The 17,850-nt window shown below is 38.2% G+C and carries 17 protein-coding genes; 15 read left to right on the top strand and 2 right to left on the bottom strand.

Annotated elements, in window-relative coordinates; all coding sequences use genetic code 11:
* Positions 1–139: 139 nt before the first annotated feature.
* Complete coding sequence (locus G396_RS0100490) at positions 140–1,825, top strand: ribonuclease J (RefSeq protein WP_006418349.1); 1,686 nt, start codon at positions 140–142, stop codon at positions 1,823–1,825.
* A gap of 17 nt (positions 1,826–1,842) precedes the next feature.
* On the top strand, positions 1,843–2,442 hold the full coding sequence (locus G396_RS0100485) for an energy-coupled thiamine transporter ThiT (RefSeq protein WP_028124699.1): 600 nt from the start codon (positions 1,843–1,845) through the stop codon (positions 2,440–2,442).
* 68 nt (positions 2,443–2,510) lie between these two features.
* On the opposite strand, the gene G396_RS0100480 is transcribed toward G396_RS0100485, so the two are convergent.
* Positions 2,511–2,870 carry a hypothetical protein gene (locus G396_RS0100480; protein WP_028124698.1) on the bottom strand — a complete coding sequence of 120 codons (360 nt, stop codon included), beginning with the start codon at positions 2,868–2,870 and terminating at the stop codon, positions 2,511–2,513.
* A 177-nt stretch (positions 2,871–3,047) separates the two neighbouring features.
* On the opposite strand from G396_RS0100480, the gene gmk reads away from it, so the two are divergent.
* From gmk to G396_RS0100425, 11 genes are all read left to right on the top strand, one after another.
* Entirely contained in the window at positions 3,048–3,689 is a 642-nt protein-coding gene (gmk, locus tag G396_RS0100475; protein ID WP_006418227.1) for a guanylate kinase, read from the top strand.
* Positions 3,686–3,883, top strand: coding sequence for a DNA-directed RNA polymerase subunit omega (gene rpoZ / locus G396_RS0100470; RefSeq protein ID WP_006418446.1), 198 nt, complete (start codon positions 3,686–3,688; stop codon positions 3,881–3,883). The genes gmk and rpoZ overlap by 4 nt, the downstream gene beginning before the upstream one ends.
* A gap of 217 nt (positions 3,884–4,100) precedes the next feature.
* Positions 4,101–6,512: a primosomal protein N' gene (gene priA / locus G396_RS0100465; protein ID WP_028124697.1), complete on the top strand. Its 2,412-nt coding sequence runs from the start codon at positions 4,101–4,103 to the stop codon at positions 6,510–6,512.
* Between the two features lie 14 nt (positions 6,513–6,526).
* Positions 6,527–7,495, top strand: coding sequence for a methionyl-tRNA formyltransferase (fmt, locus tag G396_RS0100460; protein WP_028124696.1), 969 nt, complete (start codon positions 6,527–6,529; stop codon positions 7,493–7,495).
* On the top strand, positions 7,485–8,855 hold the full coding sequence (gene rsmB / locus G396_RS0100455; protein WP_028124695.1) for a 16S rRNA (cytosine(967)-C(5))-methyltransferase RsmB: 1,371 nt from the start codon (positions 7,485–7,487) through the stop codon (positions 8,853–8,855). Before fmt ends, rsmB begins: the two co-directional genes overlap by 11 nt.
* 20 nt (positions 8,856–8,875) lie before the next feature.
* Complete coding sequence (locus tag G396_RS0100450) at positions 8,876–9,628, top strand: Stp1/IreP family PP2C-type Ser/Thr phosphatase (RefSeq protein WP_006418430.1); 753 nt, start codon at positions 8,876–8,878, stop codon at positions 9,626–9,628.
* On the top strand, positions 9,628–11,652 hold the full coding sequence (gene pknB / locus G396_RS0100445; RefSeq protein WP_028124694.1) for a Stk1 family PASTA domain-containing Ser/Thr kinase: 2,025 nt from the start codon (positions 9,628–9,630) through the stop codon (positions 11,650–11,652). Before G396_RS0100450 ends, pknB begins: the two co-directional genes overlap by 1 nt.
* A 186-nt stretch (positions 11,653–11,838) precedes the next feature.
* Positions 11,839–12,756 carry a ribosome small subunit-dependent GTPase A gene (gene rsgA, locus G396_RS0100440; RefSeq protein WP_034907286.1) on the top strand — a complete coding sequence of 306 codons (918 nt, stop codon included), beginning with the start codon at positions 11,839–11,841 and terminating at the stop codon, positions 12,754–12,756.
* 22 nt (positions 12,757–12,778) lie between these two features.
* Positions 12,779–13,447, top strand: a complete 669-nt coding sequence (gene rpe / locus G396_RS0100435; RefSeq protein WP_211224438.1) for a ribulose-phosphate 3-epimerase — start codon at positions 12,779–12,781, stop codon at positions 13,445–13,447.
* Entirely contained in the window at positions 13,447–14,157 is a 711-nt protein-coding gene (locus tag G396_RS0100430; RefSeq protein ID WP_028124691.1) for a thiamine diphosphokinase, read from the top strand. The genes rpe and G396_RS0100430 overlap by 1 nt, the downstream gene beginning before the upstream one ends.
* Positions 14,158–14,169: 12 nt before the next feature.
* Entirely contained in the window at positions 14,170–15,132 is a 963-nt protein-coding gene (locus G396_RS0100425) for a phosphoglycerate dehydrogenase (protein ID WP_028124690.1), read from the top strand.
* A gap of 178 nt (positions 15,133–15,310) precedes the next feature.
* Here the strand turns inward: G396_RS0100425 and rpmB are convergent, their stop codons facing one another.
* Positions 15,311–15,499, bottom strand: coding sequence for a 50S ribosomal protein L28 (gene rpmB, locus G396_RS0100420; protein ID WP_006418478.1), 189 nt, complete (start codon positions 15,497–15,499; stop codon positions 15,311–15,313).
* Between the two features lie 253 nt (positions 15,500–15,752).
* Here rpmB and G396_RS0100415 point away from each other — a divergent pair, with 253 nt between their 5' ends.
* Together G396_RS0100415 and G396_RS0100410 are read left to right on the top strand one after the other, a co-directional pair.
* Positions 15,753–16,112, top strand: coding sequence for an Asp23/Gls24 family envelope stress response protein (locus tag G396_RS0100415; RefSeq protein WP_006418203.1), 360 nt, complete (start codon positions 15,753–15,755; stop codon positions 16,110–16,112).
* Positions 16,113–16,143: 31 nt separating this feature from the next.
* Positions 16,144–17,832: a DAK2 domain-containing protein gene (locus tag G396_RS0100410; protein ID WP_028124689.1), complete on the top strand. Its 1,689-nt coding sequence runs from the start codon at positions 16,144–16,146 to the stop codon at positions 17,830–17,832.
* Positions 17,833–17,850 lie beyond the last annotated feature (18 nt).

Below are 17,850 nucleotides of genomic sequence, written 5' to 3'. Positions count from 1 at the left end.
AATGTAAAAAACTTGCGCAATTAAGGCAAAAATCTTTTAGGACGCTAGTAATCAGATGCTTTTTAAATTAAGTTAAGAATGTGTTATACTAAATACGATTGTAAACAAGAAAAATAGATAAATATATATGAGGTGCTATATGAATGCAGTTAAAATTATTCCTCTTGGCGGGGTACGCGAAGAGGGCAAGAATATGTATGTGGTCGAAATAGATGAGGCCATTTATGTGCTCGATTGTGGTTTGGTCTTCCCTGAAGACGAAATGTTAGGTATTGATGCAGTAATTCCTGACTTTACCTATTTAGAAGAAAATAAGGAACGGGTTGTTGGTATTTTCTTAAGTCATGGGCATGCGGATGCCATGGGTGCCTTACCTTACTTATTAGATACGCTAGAAGCTCCTGTATTCGGAACCGATTTAACGATTGAACTAGCTAAGTTAGATGCTAAAGCAGCTGGTTTAGGGAAGCATTTGGATAATTTCTTTGTGATTGATGCGGAAACTGAAATTGAATTTGAGACTTCTACAGTTTCTTTCTTTAAAACCACCCATACCATCCCTGAATCAGTAGGGATTGTACTCTCAACGCCTTTAGGAGCTATTGTCTATACGGGTGACTTTAAATTTGATTCTTCTGCCTCAGAATTGTATAAAACAGATTTCGGCCGTTTAACCGATATTGGTGAAAAGGGTGTTCTGGCTTTACTAAGTGACTCAGCCGATGCAGAAATTTTGACCAACAATGATTCTGTCACCACGATTGTTGGAAATATGGCAGATACATTTATGAATACACCTGGACGGGTCATTATTGCTAGTATTGGTTCTAATATCGCCCGGATTCAACAAGTTTTGAATGCGGCTTACTTATCTGGTCGGACCGTATTTTTTGGTGGTAACCAATTAATGCAATTAATTGATGTTGCTATTAAACTTGATAAGATTCAGATTCCAAGTAAAGATGTCATTGGCCAAATGAAAGATATGACTAAGACCCCAGATGATAAAATTATTGTCTTAGAAACTGGTAATGTGGGTGAACCTATCAAAGCCTTGCAAGCGATGGCTAATAATCGTCATAAAACGGTTCATTTAAAAGAAGGGGATTTAGTCTATATAGGGACAACCCCATCTGTTGCCATGGAAACGACCCAAGCTAAAACGGCAGATATGATTTACCGGGCTGGTGCCAGTGTTCGTTCGATTAAGGAAGACGCACAAGTTTCTGGACATGCTAATAAAAATGACCTTCAGTTTATGTTGAATTTCTTAAAACCCCATTATCTTATTCCAGTTAATGGTGAGTCTAGAACTTTACATGCCCATGCTAAGTTAGCCCAAGAACTAGCCTATACTGATGATCAAATTTTGATGCCAGTTTTAGGTGATGTCATTGAATTTAAACAGGATTCAGTCAATATCGCTGCTTCTGTGCCAGCTGGCGATGTACTCGTTGATGGTTCAGGCGTAGGGGATATAGGGAATGTGGTCTTAAGAGATCGTCGTATTTTAAGTGAAGATGGTATTTTTGTGGTAGTTGCTACAATTTCTCGCCGACTTAAACGTGTTTTGGTTGGGCCACAAATAACTTCAAGAGGATTTGTTTTCATGAAGACTAGTTTAGATTTGATTGAAGAATGTTCCGATATGACCCTAGATGTGCTTGAAGAACATTTAGCCAAAGACGATTTTGACTGGGGTAATTTGAAATCAGATCTACGTGAGAAAATTGGTAAATACCTCTTTAAGGAAACCAAACGACGTCCAGTCATTTTGCCAATCATTATGGAAGGCTCTAGTTATCAGCCTGAAGATGAAGGTTAATAAAGGAGAAATAACCTATGAATAAACGAACTCGCCGCTTGTTGGGCGACTGCTTGATTGCTTTAATTCTGGCTTTAGGCTTAGCTTTTGTAGCTTACCAAGTCTTAAATAATCAACTTCCTTATCGCTTTGCTTTGTTTCTTATACCTTTAATTTGGCTAGGTTTACGCCAAGGCGCACCTGCAGCAATCCTGACGGGAGCTCTAGCTGGACTTGGTGTTGGTTGGTTTATTGGTCAAGAACATCAATGGTTACCCCTAATCTTGCGTTACTTGGTTCCAGTGATGAGTTTAGTCTTGTTAGGGTTATTTACCAAAAATACACAAAAAACCCTAAATAATCGTCGTTATTCGTCTGTCTACCTGAATATAATAACAGCAAGCATTTTGGTCTCAGTAGTTTATTATTTATTAGCTTTTCTACTGGCTAGTTATTTACTACAAGCTTCAAACCAATTTAGCTTGACATCGCTTAATTTTTGGTTATCTTGTTTGTTAACAGGGCTAATTACAGGGGGAATCCTTTCAATTGTGGCTCGACTTTGGCCGAAATTAATTATTCCTCCTCATAGTCGTTATCTATCACGTAAAGAAACTTCTTCTTTATTAAATGATTAAATAAAAAAGACTTGTCTTAGAAAGCTAATAGATACTAGCTTTCCCTAGACAAGTCTTTCTTATATATCCTAAGCGGCCTTGGCAGAGACCGTTAGGATTTGTTGAAGGCTTAAAGAAAATTGTTGATGGGTTTGACAATCTAGCAGTTGAACGTGTCGTTCATGGTTAATCGGTGCAAGTACTTGAACAACCCGGTAATCTTCTTGGATTTTATTCTGATGATTGTAGTATTCAAATTCAATATAAATTGGGTCTAGGCTTACATAATGTTGGTTAAGGGTCTGTTCAACTTGAGTGACCGGCATGATAGTAGTAGAAAGGGGCGCCCGGAATTCAGCCAAATTAAAGGTATCCATTAACTTATTAACTAGTTTATTTTTTTCTTGGTTTAAGTGTACTATGAAGTTGTATTTAATTGGTGATTCCATTTCTTTCATCTCTTTTCTATGCGAACATGTGTTTGTGTTTTTATTATACGAACACTTGTTCGTTTTGTCAAGCGTTTTTCTAGGAAAAATTTGGAAGAAATGCTAGAATTCATTTAAGTTGAGCTTCTAATGTGTTATGATAGGGATTATAAATTGGCAGACAGATGGAGGTAGATCATGACGGATCGACGAGGATTGCTGATTGTCCTATCTGGCCCTTCTGGTGTAGGTAAGGGTACAGTAAGAGCAGCTATTTTTGAAAACAATATTTTTAACTATGTATATTCTGTTTCAGCAACCACCCGCAAAATGCGGCCTGGGGAGCAAGATGGGGTAGACTATTATTATGTAACACGTTCTCATTTTGAAGAACTTATTCGTCATGACAAATTACTTGAATATGCAGAATACGTGGGGAATTACTATGGAACACCCATTGAAAAAATAGAAGAAAATTTAGCCAAAGGGAAAGATGTTTTCTTAGAAATTGAAGTTCAAGGTGCCTTAAAGGTACGTGAACGGATGTCTGAGGGAATTTTCATCTTTCTCGCACCACCTAATCTCCATGAGTTAGAATCACGTATTATTGGCCGTGGCACTGATGATATGGCAGTCATTTATGAACGTATGCAGAAAGCTAGAGAAGAAATTGAAATGATGAAACACTATGACTATGTTGTAGTGAATGATCAAGTTTCAAATGCCGTTCAAAAGGTAAATGCAATTATCCAAAGCGAACATTTAAAAGTAGATCGCGTTGTAGACCAAATTCAGAGTCAAATTCGTGATTATTTTCAGAAAGGAAATGAAGACCTATGATGTTATATCCTTCAATTGATAAGTTGGTTGAGAGAGTTCCTTCAACTTATAGTTTAATTATTTTAGCAAGTAAACGTGCGCATGAGATGCAAGCCCATAAGAAATATCAATTAGATGACTACCAATCAGTTAAACCAGTGGGGCAAGCTTTAGAAGAAGTAGTCGCAGATAAGTTAGAAATCGTTGATAAATAATGGGATAAAAATGGCTGGAACAAATAAATGTTTCAGCCATAATTTATATTAAATATGATTGTGTTTATCTATTTGGGTGGCTCACAGGAGTTTATCAATAGATAAAACAGACCACCAAGAAAACCACAAAGCTAGGGGTGGGATGATAGAGGTTTTGGCAAGCTAGAAACCTGTTCTCCCGCTCTCTTTTTATGACAGGTTAAAAGGAGTTGAACCTATGATTGGGAAGATTATTGTGGATATTCCAGTTGCACAAGTGAATCGCCCCTTTGACTATAAGATTCCCAAAAAGTTTGAAGCTTTAATCCAAGTTGGTATGCGGGTGAAAGTCCCCTTTGGTTCCCGACATCTTTTGGGTTTTGTTGTTGAACTGGTTGACGAAACTAACTTTGATGGTAAATTAAAGGAAATTTCTGCTTTACTGGATTATCAACCATTTCTGAACCAAGAATTGATTTCTTTGGCCCATCAGTTAGCCCACGATTTACAAGTATTTGAGATTTCCATGCTTGAGGCCATGTTACCTAATATGTTACGGGTTAAGTATGAGACTAGGATTCTGATTCATGATCGACAAAGTTTTGAAGCCGAAACGGGGATTTTAGCACAAGAGGCTATAACCAAGGAAGACTTAGAAGCTAAGCTATCGGCCTATCGTATTCGTAAATTAGTTGACCAAGGAATAATTGAATTAGAATACCATGTGGTTGACCAAACGAGTCAGAAATACATCAAAATGGTCGAGCCCTTACTGGACCAGACAGGTTATCAAGCTATTTTAGATAACACTCCAGCGAACTACCGTAACTTACGTGCTTTATTAAATTATTTACGTGATGTGGATGATAAACAGGCTATCCCCGCTAAAAGTGTAATGACAGATACAAAGATTGATTATCAAGTGCTTAAACGGGCTCAAGATAAAGGGTGGTTACGTCTAAATCAAGTCCAAGCATATCGTGATCCGTTAAAACATTTGGATTTAGAAAGAAGTCAAAAACAGGACCTTAAACCGGAACAATTACGGGCCTATGAGGCAATTGCCTTAGCAATTGATACAGAAAAAAATGACACCTTCTTAGTTGAAGGTGTCACAGGTTCAGGAAAAACTGAGGTTTACCTACAATTAATCGACCGCGTAGTAGAAAAGGGGCAAACAGCTCTTTTATTAGTTCCTGAGATCTCATTGACCCCGCAAATGGTTGAGCGGGTTGTGGGGCGGTTTGGCCAAGGGGTGGCGGTTCTTCATTCTGGCTTGTCAACAGCGGAGCGTTATGATGAATGGCGTCGCATCCTCAAACATGAAGCCAAAATTGTTGTTGGGGCACGTTCTTCAGTCTTTGCTCCTTTAGAAAACATTGGGATTATAATCATGGACGAAGAACATGAAAGTACCTATAAACAGTCAGACAACCCACGTTACCATGCACGTCAGGTCGCTAAGTTACGGGCTAAATACCACCATTGTCCTTTAGTCCTGGGGTCTGCGACCCCGTCAATTGAGTCGCGTACCCGGGCTCAAGTTGGCAATTACCATCTTATTACGATGAAAGATCGGGTAAATCAAGCACCTTTACCACCCGTTCAAATTGTAGATATGTCACAAATGTTGGCTCAAGAAACGCTTGATGAGTTTTCCCCCTTGCTAAAAGAAGCTATCCAAACACGCTTGGACAAGCAAGAACAAATTATTTTGTTATTAAATCGCCGGGGATATTCTTCTTATCTCATGTGTCGCGAATGTGGGCATGTTATACAATGCCCTCGCTGTGATATTTCATTAACTTATCATAAGCATGATGCTAAGCTTAAATGCCACTATTGTGATTATCGAGAGCAGGTGCCGCAAACCTGTCCTCAGTGTGGTTCACGCCATTTACGGGGGCATGGCCTTGGCACTCAAAAGGTGTATGAAAGCCTACAAAGTCTTTTTCCACAAGCTCGCATTCTACGGATGGATAATGATACAACTCGTCGTAAAGGCCAACATGAACAAATCCTGAATCAATTTGGTCAAGGTCAAGCTGATATTCTCTTAGGTACCCAAATGATTGCTAAGGGACTCGACTTTGAAAAGGTCACCTTGGTGGGTGTCATTAATGCTGATACCTCTTTGAACCTACCAGACTTTCGCGCCGCTGAAAAAAGTTTCCAACTCTTAACTCAAGTAGCAGGACGAACGGGGCGGGGTGCCTATCAAGGCCAAGTTATTATTCAAACTTATAACCCACAACACTATGTCTTACATTTTGCCCAAAAACATGATTATGAGGGCTTTTATTATTATGAAATGCAACGACGGCATATGGCAGCCTATCCACCATACTATTTTATGACTTTAATTACCGTCTCTAGTAAGTACGAAGGCAAGGCTCTTCGTAAAGCTTATGATTTAAAAAGTCAGTTAAACCAGTCAATCACAGGGACTAATCGGGACTTTATCTTACTAGGTCCAAGCCAATCAGGAATTGCTAAAATTAACAATCAATATTATTTTCAGTTATTATTAAAATATAAGCAAAAAAGTCAAATAGACCAGGCTTTGGATATTATTCTTGAAAGCAATCAAAGTGAAGTTAAAAATGGTATCTATGTAACCATTGACAATGATCCTTTATTCTTTATGTAGAAAGGAAGCAATTTATGAAAAAAGTAATTTTTATGGGGACGCCGGCATTTTCCCGTACAGTTTTACAAGGCCTAATTGATAGTCAGGCCTATGAAATAATGGCAGTAGTTACACAACCTGATCGGCCGGTAGGCCGGAAGCGTGTGATTACTCCATCACCAGTCAAAGAATTGGCGCAAGCCTATGGGATTCCCGTACTTCAACCTGAAAAATTAGCTGGGTCTGACCAAGCCAAAACTATTATTGAAATGAAGCCTGACCTTATCATTACGGCAGCCTTTGGTCAGTTTCTCCCTAAATCCATTCTCAATGCACCCAAATATGGAGCCATTAATGTCCATGCATCACTCCTACCTAAATATCGTGGGGGCGCTCCCATCCATTATGCAATTTGGAAAGGGGAGAAGGAAACCGGGATTTCATTGATTTATATGACACCTAAAATGGATGCCGGCAATATCTTAGCCCAAGCCTCACTTCCGATTCTTGACCGGGATGACGTGGCTGATGTTTTTGCTAAGATGGCCGACCTAGGTCGTGACTTATTATTAAAAACCTTACCCTCCGTCTTTGCTGGGACAGATCAAGCTTGGCCTCAAAATGAAGCAGAGGCAACTTTCTCGCCTAATATCAGCAAAGAAGAAGAAGAAATTCAATGGAATCAGACAGCCATTGAAATCGACCGCCATGTGCGTGCCTTTAGACCTTTTCCTTCAACTTTTACACGGTTAAAGGGGCAACGGTTTAAAATTTGGGCTGGCCGACCAATTACTGGAGACTTTCCTCAAGGTCAAGTAGGTCAAATTGTAGCAAGTACCGAGGACCAACTGATTGTTCAGGCAGGCCAAAACACTTATTTTGCCATTGAAGAAGTTCAACCTAATGGCAAAAAAAGAATGCCGGTTAAACAATATTTAAATGGAATGGCAGACCATGAATTGGTTAACCAAGTGTTTGAAATGAGTTCTGGTCATGAAGGTTAAGAAAAATGTTGCTCGAAAATTAGCCAGTCAAGCCCGCTTTCAAGCCTTACTGATTCTTGACCAAGTGGAAAACCATGGAGGATATTCAAATGTCCTCCTCGATCGTTTTCATCAAGAAACCAGTCTCAGTCCAGTAGACACTAATCTAGTAGTTAAATTAGTCTATGGGGTCATTCAAAGACGATATAGTTTGGATTATTTTCTAGCACCCTTTATAAAGGGGAAAAAAGTCGATGATTGGGTGGCCAGCTTATTGCGCCTGTCTATCTATCAATTTATTTATCTTGACCGTATTCCCGATCATGCGGTTTTCTCGCAAGCAGTTGAAATGGCCAAACTAATTGGGCATGCTGGCCTAGGTGGCTTTGTCAATGGGGTTCTCCGCAATTTTCAACGTCGAGCCGATTTGGATTTAAATAAGCTAGAAAATCCACTTCAAGCTCTTGCGGTAAAATATTCAATCGCTCCTTGGATTATTAAAGAGCTTCAGCATCAAATCAGTGAGGCAGATTTAGAAGCTTTATTAGGATCTTTATTAGAAGAACCCTATGTGTCGGCTCGAATCGTCAAGTCTGGTTTAAATAGTCAGGCTGCCCGGGAACAGTTATCAGAAGAAGGGTTGACGAGTCAAGCTAGTCCAATATCACCAGTGGGTTTGCGGTTTGAATCAGGCAATCCCGTTCATTCGTCACTATTTCAACAGGGAGCTTTAACGATTCAAGATGAATCGAGTCAATTAGTGGCTTCTTTAGGAAAATTACAGGCAGGGATGACTGTACTGGATGCCTGTGCTGCACCGGGTGGTAAAGCGACACATATTGCCCAAATTTTACGAGATTTGGGTGGCGGAAAATTACAAGCCTTAGATATTTCTTCGGCTAAATTAACAAAAGTAGACGACCATCTTCAACGCTTAGGCTTATCTCAATTTGTGAGTTTGCAGGTTGAAGATGCTAGTAAATTTATACCAACAGATGGTAAATTATATGATAGAATATATCTGGATGCACCATGCTCAGGGTTAGGTTTGATGCGTCGTAAACCTGAAATTAAATATAGTAAACAGGCCAACCATATTCAAGCCTTGGCCGAAATTCAAGCAGAGTTATTGAATCATACTAGTTCCTTGCTTAAACCGGGTGGATATTTAATTTATTCGACTTGTACACTGGCAAGTCAGGAGAATGAGGAACAAGTCGGAGCATTTCTACAGGAGCGCGAAGACTTTGAATTAGATCAGATTATCGCTGATGAAGTTATGGCAGCTGGTTTAATCAATGACCAAGGCATGATAAGAATTTGGCCCCATCAATATCATACCGATGGTTTCTTTATTGCACGATTAAAAAAGATTAAGTAAAAAGACAGTTGAGGTGTATTATGCAGATTTCAGTTCACTCAAATATTGGAAAAAAACGGACATCCAATCAAGATTATGCTGATTATTTTAAGTCCCAAGCAGGGCAGATTCTTTTTGTGCTCTGTGACGGAGTTGGTGGTAATCAAGCAGGGGATGTTGCTTCTAAAACAACGACTGAATTATTGGGAGCAGCGTTTGAAACAGTTGACCGGGAACTATCAATTGAAGATAGTAAAGACTGGATGGCTCGACAAATCACCCAGGTGAATCAGGCTATTTATGATCAATCGATGACGGATGCTAAATTATTTGGTATGTCTACCACTTTAGTTATTGCGGTCGTCGCTGAAGATCAACTAGTGATTGCACATGTTGGCGATAGCCGGGCTTATATTTATCATGAGGGTCAATTAAATCAAGTAACTGAAGACCACTCCTTAGTTAATGAACTCATTCGGTCTGGTGAAATCTCAGAATCTGAAGGTCAAAATCATCCTCAACGTAATATCGTTACCCAATCAATTGGGGGAACAGACTGGGTTGATTATGAATTTAATCAATGTTCACTTGCTCAAGTGGATGACTTACTCTTATGTTCAGATGGTCTATCTAATATGGTGGGTCATAAAACAATGGAAGCATTTTTTGTAGAGCATATAGATTTGGACCAATTGGGACAAGCTCTAATTAAAGCAGCTAATGATGCTGGCGGCTCAGATAATATCACTTTAATCTTGGTGACAGATCTAGCTGAAGGGACGGTGGAAGATTAATGGTAGAAATCAATGAAAAATTATCAGGCCGTTATAAAATTCTTCGTCCAATTGGGCAAGGAGGGATGGCGAATGTATTCCTAGCCCAAGATTTGATTTTAGACCGAAAAGTTGCAGTTAAAGTTCTCCGCTTTGACTTCCAAGATAATCAAAATGCGATTCGTCGGTTCCAGCGTGAAGCTATGTCAGCGAGTCAATTACTCCATCATAATATTGTTGAAGTGTATGATGTTTCACAGGAAAACGACCAACAATATATTGTTATGGAATATGTAGAAGGAACGGATTTAAAGACTTATATTAAAGAAAAGTCACCTATCTCATTAGAGTTAGTAGTAAATATTATGAGTCAAATTCTCTCAGCCATCAGGATTGCCCATCAACAAAATATTATCCACCGGGATATTAAGCCACAGAATATTTTAATTACCAAGGATAATGAGGTTAAAATTACAGACTTCGGGATTGCTGTGGCTTTAACCGATACTTCAATCACCCAAACTAATACTTTATTGGGTTCAGTTCATTATCTATCTCCTGAACAAGCCCGGGGGAATGCTGCGACAATTAAGTCGGATATTTATGCGTTGGGTGTCGTCCTCTATGAACTGATTACGGGAACAGTGCCTTTTGATGGTGAATCAGCTGTTTCAATTGCCTTAAAACATTTCCAAGAGTCATTTCCACGTATCAAAGATAGTTTAGATTATGTACCCCAAAGCTTGGAGAATGTTGTCTTGAAGGCAACCACAAAATTACAAGCTGACCGATATGAGAGTGTCGATGAAATGTTGCAGGACTTGCGGACCTCATTAAGTGCATCACGAATGAAGGAAGTTCTGTTTGTACCAGCCAGTCAAAATGAGAAAACCCTGGTCCTTAAACCAATTAAACCTTTAATAAATAAAAATAAATCACATCCACACCAAGAAAAGAAAAAGCAAAAGAAAGTGGATGAAGAAATTGTAGTTTATGATGAATTGCCACCCTTGGTTAAACCGAGAAGAAGCAATAGGATTTTGAAATTACTCTTCCTAATTCTTTCACTATTAACACTAGCTTTAGCGGGTTATTGGGCTTTTAATCAGGTGATTTTACAAGCCACTGTTCCTGATATGGAAAATATGACCCAGGCGGAAGCGGAACAAGCATTAAAAGATGCCAAGTTGACTCTCGGAGAAGTAAAGCATGTTTGGGATGAATCAATTGAAAAGGATAAGGTTGTTAAGTCAGAGCCCAAAGTAGGTAATAAGATAGATAAAGGAAAGAAAGTTGACCTTTATATCAGTGATGGGAAGCAGTTAGTTAAACTAGAAAATTATGTCGGCGAGGATTATGAAAAAATTCGTCGCTCATTGATGAGTTATGGAAAAACCGATGCCAATGGGAAAAACATCGATACATTTATTGTTGAACGACGTGATTTCTGGACCAACGACCCAGATCAAGTTGGAAAAATTCTCGATCAAAGTATTGAACCTGGAACCCAAGTCATTCCTTCAGAAACTCAAATAACTTTTACGGTGGGGGTTGCTTCTGATAATGTGCAGATGCAAGATTTTTCAAATTTACCACTTAAGATGGTTTATACCTTTGCTGAAGCCTATGGTTTAAGTGTTTCAGAGTCATACACTAATGATGACTATATTCCTGAAGGTCAAGTCATTAGTCAAAGTCCAGCTTCAGGAGTTGAATTATCTCCTGGTGATACAATTGAAGTAGTCGTATCATCTGGTCCTAGTGAAGAATCAATTACAACGACTAAGATACCGACCTATATAGAATATGTTCCACGATATGCGGAAAATGATCCAAATCAAAATAAGCCGCTTTCAAATGTAATTCAAATTTTTATTGGTGATGCAAATAACAACATTAATGAAGTCGCAGAAGAATTTGAAATTACCCAATCTCAGAATTTAGAAATCACTTTATATATCAAGACTAATTCAGTCGGTCAATATCGCATTGTTCGTGATGGACAAGTGATTGAAGAACGAAATGATGTTCAGCCGGGTGAATAAGCCTTAAAACCACAACCTCATTTTTATCTTTATTACTAAAATACTTATCTTTATTATGGTTTTTTGTTTATTATAGATAAGTTTTCAAAAATAAGGATAAGAGTGAGGTTTTTTATGGGTCAAAAATGAAACGGTTTGATAAAAGATGTTATAATACGTTTATCTAATTACAAGAAAGGATTTTTTATGGGGGAAATTGAATTAAGAGAGGGTAGAATTTATAAATCTTTAAGTGGTTTTTATTATATTTGGAGTCAGGGACAAGTTTTTACCAGTCGAGCCAAAGGCCTCTTTCGTCATCAGAAGATAAAACCCCTGGTAGGTGACTGGGTGACCTTTGAATATAATTCCGAAGATGACTTGTCTGACCATCGATTAACAGAAATTCATACCCGGAAGAATCAATTAGTCAGACCGCCGGTGGCGAATGTAGATTTTGCCATGATTGTCATGTCGCTAGTCGAGCCAGATTTCTCTTTTAATCTATTGAATAACTATTTATTGACGGTGGAAATCAACCATATTGTACCAATTATCTTATTAAGTAAGTATGATTTGTTTATCCAAGAGGTTGAGGATAGCCAAAGTAAATTGATGCATATTATTGAGTTATACCAGAGTCTGGGTTATAAAGTGGTTATGATTGACCATACTCAGAATTTGAAAGCTATATTTGAGTCGATCATGCAGCCAGAAGCGGTTTATGTCATTATGGGTCAGTCAGGTGTGGGAAAATCTACCTTGATTAATCATTTAATCCCCGATTTAAACTTGGAAACTAATCAAATTTCGCAAAGTTTAAATCGTGGGAAACACACCACGCGCGATGTACAATTATATGATTTTAAAGGCGCCTTGATTGCCGATACTCCTGGTTTTTCTGCCATGGATTTAACTATGATTGATAAGTATGATTTGGGTAATTATTATCCAGATTTGGCAGAAGCTAGTAAAGGATGTAAGTTCTCGTCATGTCTACATATCAATGAACCTAAGTGTCAAGTTAAAGCTGATGTAGCGGCTGGTAAGATTGATGCCAGTCGATATAATCATTATGTCAATTTATTTAAACAGATTGATCAAAAGAAAATAAACTATCGTTAAATTAGAATGGAGATTTTTTATGATTAAAATAGCCCCTTCAATTTTAAGTGCTGATTTTGCTAATTTGGGTCAGGCAATTCAGGCCATGGACCAAGCAGGTTGTGACTATATCCATATTGATGTAATGGATGGGTCTTTTGTGCCAAATATTTCCTTTGGTCCAATGGTATATCAAGCTGTCCGACCATTAACCGATAAAACATTTGACTGCCATCTAATGGTGGATCAACCCGAACGCTACTTAGATATGGTAGCCGCTGCAGGGGCGGACATTATCTCAGTGCACGTTGAAGCAACCAAACATATTTACCAAAGCTTATCCATGATTAAAGCTTTGGGTAAAAAAGCAGGTGTTGTTTTAAATCCAGGGACTGATTTAAATCAAATTCAACCCATCCTCCACTTGTGTGACCTCGTCTTAATTATGACTGTAAATCCTGGCTTCGGTGGTCAGAAATTTATTCAGGCATCCTTAGAAAAAATTAAGCAACTAAAAGTCATGAGAGAAGAAAAAGGCTTGGATTTTGAAATCGAAGTAGATGGTGGAATTAATTTTGAAACAGGAAAAGCTTGTGCTCAAGCTGGCGCTGATGTCTTGGTGTCTGGGTCTTTCCTTTTTAACCAAACAGATTGGGCTAAAGCTATTTTGGACTTTCATAGCCATATTGATATGACAGGAGAATTTATTTAATGACGCCTCAAAGTCCAATCACTGTTTTAGTATGTGCAGGTGCGCCTAAGCCTGATTTAGATAGTCTTAAAAATATTTATCAAAGTTCAGATCAAGCCTATCTTATTGGGGTAGACTATGGCTGTCTATCTATCTTAAAAACCGGCTTAAAGTTGAATTACGCGGTGGGTGATTTTGACTCAGTTAGTCCAGAAGAATGTCTACAGATTCAGGCTGCGAGTGATCGATTTGAACAATTGATTCCTGAAAAGGACAATACAGATACCGAAATGGCACTCTATCATATTAAGAAACTTATCGAAGAAGGTTATGAGATTGAAGCCATTTATCTTTTGGGTTGTCTGGGACCAGGAGGACGTTTGGACCATACTATAGCTAATTTATGGATGGCCTTTCATCCTGATTTTAAAGACCTCTTTGAGCAGATTATTTTTCTTGAGCGAGCCTGTCAGGTCCAAGTTTTTCAGCCAGGAAATTATCGGTTAACAGACCGTTTAGACTCTGATTATTTATCCATCATTGCCTTAACACCGATTAAAGACTGGATAATTGAAGGGGCAAAATATAATCTGCCTCAAAGTGAGTGGACTTATCCTCGGGCCTTAATTTCCAATGAATTTGTAAATCCGAAAGATATTGTGACTTTAAGCTTCTCACAAGGTTTAGTGGCGGTCCTATGGATTCGTGAGCAAGCTCAAGCAAAGGATTAGAAGGGACATAATATGACAAAACTTATTGCGATGTTTAAAGAATTTAAAGATTCACAAGTTGATCAAATTAAAGACTTGGCCCATCAATATGGCTACCAAGTTAAAATGGAAGACGAGCTCTTAGACACTGATGATCAAGATATTGCGGTTATCTATGGTTGGTCGTCCGACCTTACGCAAGAACGACTTGAAACAATGCCGGCCTTAAAATGGATTCAAAAGGAATCGGCTGGTGTTGACGCGATTCCACTTTCTTTTCGGCAGAAAGAGGACCTTTTGATTTCGAATATGTCGGGAATTCATGCCCAACCCATTAGTGAACATGTTTTCGCCTATATTTTAAGCCATTATCGGTGCATGCCCCAAATGGCTGCCAGTCAAGCACAAGGCGTATGGTCTCCACCAGACCCTAATTTATTTAGATCATTAGATGACAAAACTATTTTGGTTTATGGAACCGGTAATATCGGTATCAGAATGGCTCAAATCGGTGCGGTTTTGGGCAGCCGGTTAATAGGGGTCAATACTAATGGGCGACCAATTGAAGGTTTTGATCAATGCATTGCCTTTGGTCAGGATAAAGAATGGGCGTGTCGAGCTGATATTATTATTAATGCTATGCCTTTAACCGATCTTAATCGAGAGTATTTTGATTTAGACTACTTTAAAACTATGAAATCCAGTGCCTTATTTATTAATATTGGTCGTGGTGCCTCTGTTAAGGAAGCAGATTTACATCAAGCTCTTTCAGATAAATTGATTGAATCAGCCTATTTGGATGTGTTTGAAAGCGAACCGCTCATTGAAACGTCACCTTTATGGCAATTGGATAATATTGTGATTACCCCCCATATTACTGGGATAGTTGAACACTTTATGCAAGAAAGTTTTAAAATCTTCTTTCCTAATTTACAGTCTTTTTTAGCTGAAGGTGTTTTAGTCCGAAATCAAGTTGATCCCCAAAAAGGTTATTAATCTAATAAAATAAAAGAAGCGCCCTAATTTAGTGAAAAACAAAAGCTTCACTAGTTTAGGGCGTTCCATTGTCTGATTAACTTCATTTTTTCCTATATAGGAGTATGAAGCATTTCAATAGGATGAAATAAATTTTATGCATAAAAAAGGCTTGGCTTTCGCCAAGCTTTTATTATTATTAAACACGTTCCACTAAACCTGATTTAAGTGCACGGGCAGAAACCCATACTTTTTTAGGTTGTCCGTCAACCATGATACGAACTTTTTGTAAGTTAGCACCAAAACGACGTTTGCTTGCATTTAATGCGTGAGAACGAGTGTTACCACTTTTAGCTTTACGACCTGTATAATAGCATTCTTTAGCCATTCTTGTTTCCTCCTTTTTTCAGGAGTCTGTGCTCCTCATAATCATACCGTAAAATTATAGCATTGCTGAAAGTAACTTGCAAGAGGAATTACTTAATCTTTTTCTCAAACCCTACTTAGCAACTAAAGGTTACCTAATCCTTAGGGATAGCTTGTCAGTCTGATAGGGGTTTGATAGACTTTAGCTATTGTCTAATGCTATAATTAACTAGAAAATAATTTATTAGTCTTATTCTTATAAGGAGGAAACCAACGTGGCTATTAAAATTCCAACTGAACAAGGTCAAATTACCTTAAGTAATGAAGTGATTGCGACAGTTGTTGGGGCAGCAGTAACTGATAACTATGGGGTTGTCGGTATGGTAAGTAAAAATTTACTCCGTGATAATCTAATTGAAATATTAAAAAAAGAAAACTACCAAAAAGGGATTGTTTTGACTCAAGAAAATGATTCTATCTCGGTGGATGTTTATATTTTGGTAACTTATGGCACGAAAATTTCTGTCATTTGTCGGAACATTCAGCAAACTATTAAATATAATGTTAATCGATTACTTGGATTTGAACCGAATTATGTCAATGTTCATGTTCAGGGAGTGAAACTCGATTCATAATTAAAGAGTTTCAGATAGAGGAGGATAATTCTTGGAAATTAAAACGATTAAAGCACCTGAGTTCAAAGGCATGATTCAAGCAGGTGCACAAAAATTAACTAATAATGTGGACTTAATAAATGCTTTAAATGTCTTTCCAGTTCCAGATGGAGACACAGGAACAAATATGAATATGACCTTTACTTCTGGTAATGATTATTTAGTGAAATCAACCGAAAGCCATGTAGGGCGTTTATCTGCTGTATTGGCTAAGGGCTTATTGATGGGAGCCCGGGGGAATTCTGGGGTGATTTTATCCCAAATTTTTAGAGGTTTTTCTAAAGCAATCGAAGATGAAGCTAGACTAGATAACCTATTATTTGCAAAAGCTTTTATTGGTGGGGTAGAGTCAGCCTATAAAGCAGTGATGAAGCCTGTGGAAGGGACCATCCTTACCGTTGCTAGAGAATCTGCCCTAGCTGGTCAAGCCAAGGCAGAAGAGACTGATAATATTATTGAAGTAATGGAAGCCATCGTAGCAACAGGTCAAGAAGCACTTGATTTAACGCCAGAACTTTTACCCGTTCTTAAACAAGTGGGGGTAGTCGATTCTGGTGGTAAGGGTTTATTAACGATTTATGAAGGTTTCTTAGCATATCTTAAAGGAGATCTAACTTCAGAAGATTTAGCGCAAGCTAATACCAGTCAGCATGCCCATGCAGTTTTTGATGAAGCCAATGAGAATCCAATCTCAATGGACGATATTACTTTTGGATATTGTACTGAAATTATGGTGCGGATTGGTGAGAATCCAACGACCAACAAGAATTTTGACTATGAAGGATTCCGCCAAACCCTGAACGAAATGGGAGACTCCTTATTAGTAGTGGCGGATGATGAAATTATTAAAGTCCATGTTCATACTGAAAACCCTGGTAAGGTCATGAAGTTAGGTCAAGAATATGGTGAACTAGTTAAAGTTAAAGTTGATAATATGCGTGAACAAGTGCGCGAATTAGAACGTAAAGAAGAAGCGATGCAATCCACGATTACAAAGATGCCTGATTTATCAGTTTTAGATCAAAAGAAGGTGGCTTTAGTAGCAGTGGCAGCTGGCCAAGGTCTAAAAGATATCTTCCAAACTTCCGGAGTTGATTATGTCTTAGAAGGTGGTCAAACCATGAACCCTTCGACGGAGGATTTTGTTAAGGCGATTGAACAATTGAATGCTGAATCAATTTTAATCTTACCAAATAATAAAAATATCATTATGGCAGCCAAGCAAGCTTGCCAAGTAATCGATAAACCAGCCAAAGTTGTTGAAACAACCTCAATTCCTCAAGGTTTAGCTAGTTTAATTGCTTTTAATCCAGAAATGTCCCTTGAAGAAAATCAAACGGCTATGACCGAAGCTTTAGAAGCGGTTGTTTCTGGCCAAATTACTTATTCAATTCGAGATACTGAAATTGACCAAGTTTCAATTAAAAAAGATGATTTCATGGGAATCGTTGACGGTAAAATTAAAGTATCAACGCCTAGCTTAGAACAGACTTTATTAGACACCATGCTAGCCATGCTAAATGATGACAGTGAAATCTTTACCATAGTGATTGGTCAAGATGGTGATGAAGCATTGGCTCATCAGGTTGCAGACCAAATCATGGCTGATTATGAAGATTTAGAAATTGATTTCTTACAAGGAGATCAACCCGTTTATCATTACATGTTATTTGTAGAATAGTCTTAGGCTGATTAAATA

This window comes from Eremococcus coleocola DSM 15696 (assembly GCF_000428865.1).
Taxonomy (GTDB): Bacteria; Bacillota; Bacilli; order Lactobacillales; family Aerococcaceae; genus Eremococcus; species Eremococcus coleocola.
This window is presented reverse-complemented; position numbering and strand designations above follow the sequence as displayed.

Coding starts and splice junctions, on each gene's coding strand:
- G396_RS0100450 (WP_006418430.1), top strand. CDS start 8,876: ATGCAGATTTCAGTTCACTCAAATATTGGAAAAAAACGGACATCCAAT.
- fmt (WP_028124696.1), top strand. CDS start 6,527: ATGAAAAAAGTAATTTTTATGGGGACGCCGGCATTTTCCCGTACAGTT.
- rsmB (WP_028124695.1), top strand. CDS start 7,485: ATGAAGGTTAAGAAAAATGTTGCTCGAAAATTAGCCAGTCAAGCCCGC.
- G396_RS0100425 (WP_028124690.1), top strand. CDS start 14,170: ATGACAAAACTTATTGCGATGTTTAAAGAATTTAAAGATTCACAAGTT.
- rsgA (WP_034907286.1), top strand. CDS start 11,839: ATGGGGGAAATTGAATTAAGAGAGGGTAGAATTTATAAATCTTTAAGT.
- G396_RS0100490 (WP_006418349.1), top strand. CDS start 140: ATGAATGCAGTTAAAATTATTCCTCTTGGCGGGGTACGCGAAGAGGGC.
- pknB (WP_028124694.1), top strand. CDS start 9,628: ATGGTAGAAATCAATGAAAAATTATCAGGCCGTTATAAAATTCTTCGT.
- G396_RS0100430 (WP_028124691.1), top strand. CDS start 13,447: ATGACGCCTCAAAGTCCAATCACTGTTTTAGTATGTGCAGGTGCGCCT.
- rpoZ (WP_006418446.1), top strand. CDS start 3,686: ATGATGTTATATCCTTCAATTGATAAGTTGGTTGAGAGAGTTCCTTCA.
- G396_RS0100485 (WP_028124699.1), top strand. CDS start 1,843: ATGAATAAACGAACTCGCCGCTTGTTGGGCGACTGCTTGATTGCTTTA.
- rpmB (WP_006418478.1), bottom strand. CDS start 15,499: ATGGCTAAAGAATGCTATTATACAGGTCGTAAAGCTAAAAGTGGTAAC.
- priA (WP_028124697.1), top strand. CDS start 4,101: ATGATTGGGAAGATTATTGTGGATATTCCAGTTGCACAAGTGAATCGC.
- G396_RS0100480 (WP_028124698.1), bottom strand. CDS start 2,870: ATGGAATCACCAATTAAATACAACTTCATAGTACACTTAAACCAAGAA.
- gmk (WP_006418227.1), top strand. CDS start 3,048: ATGACGGATCGACGAGGATTGCTGATTGTCCTATCTGGCCCTTCTGGT.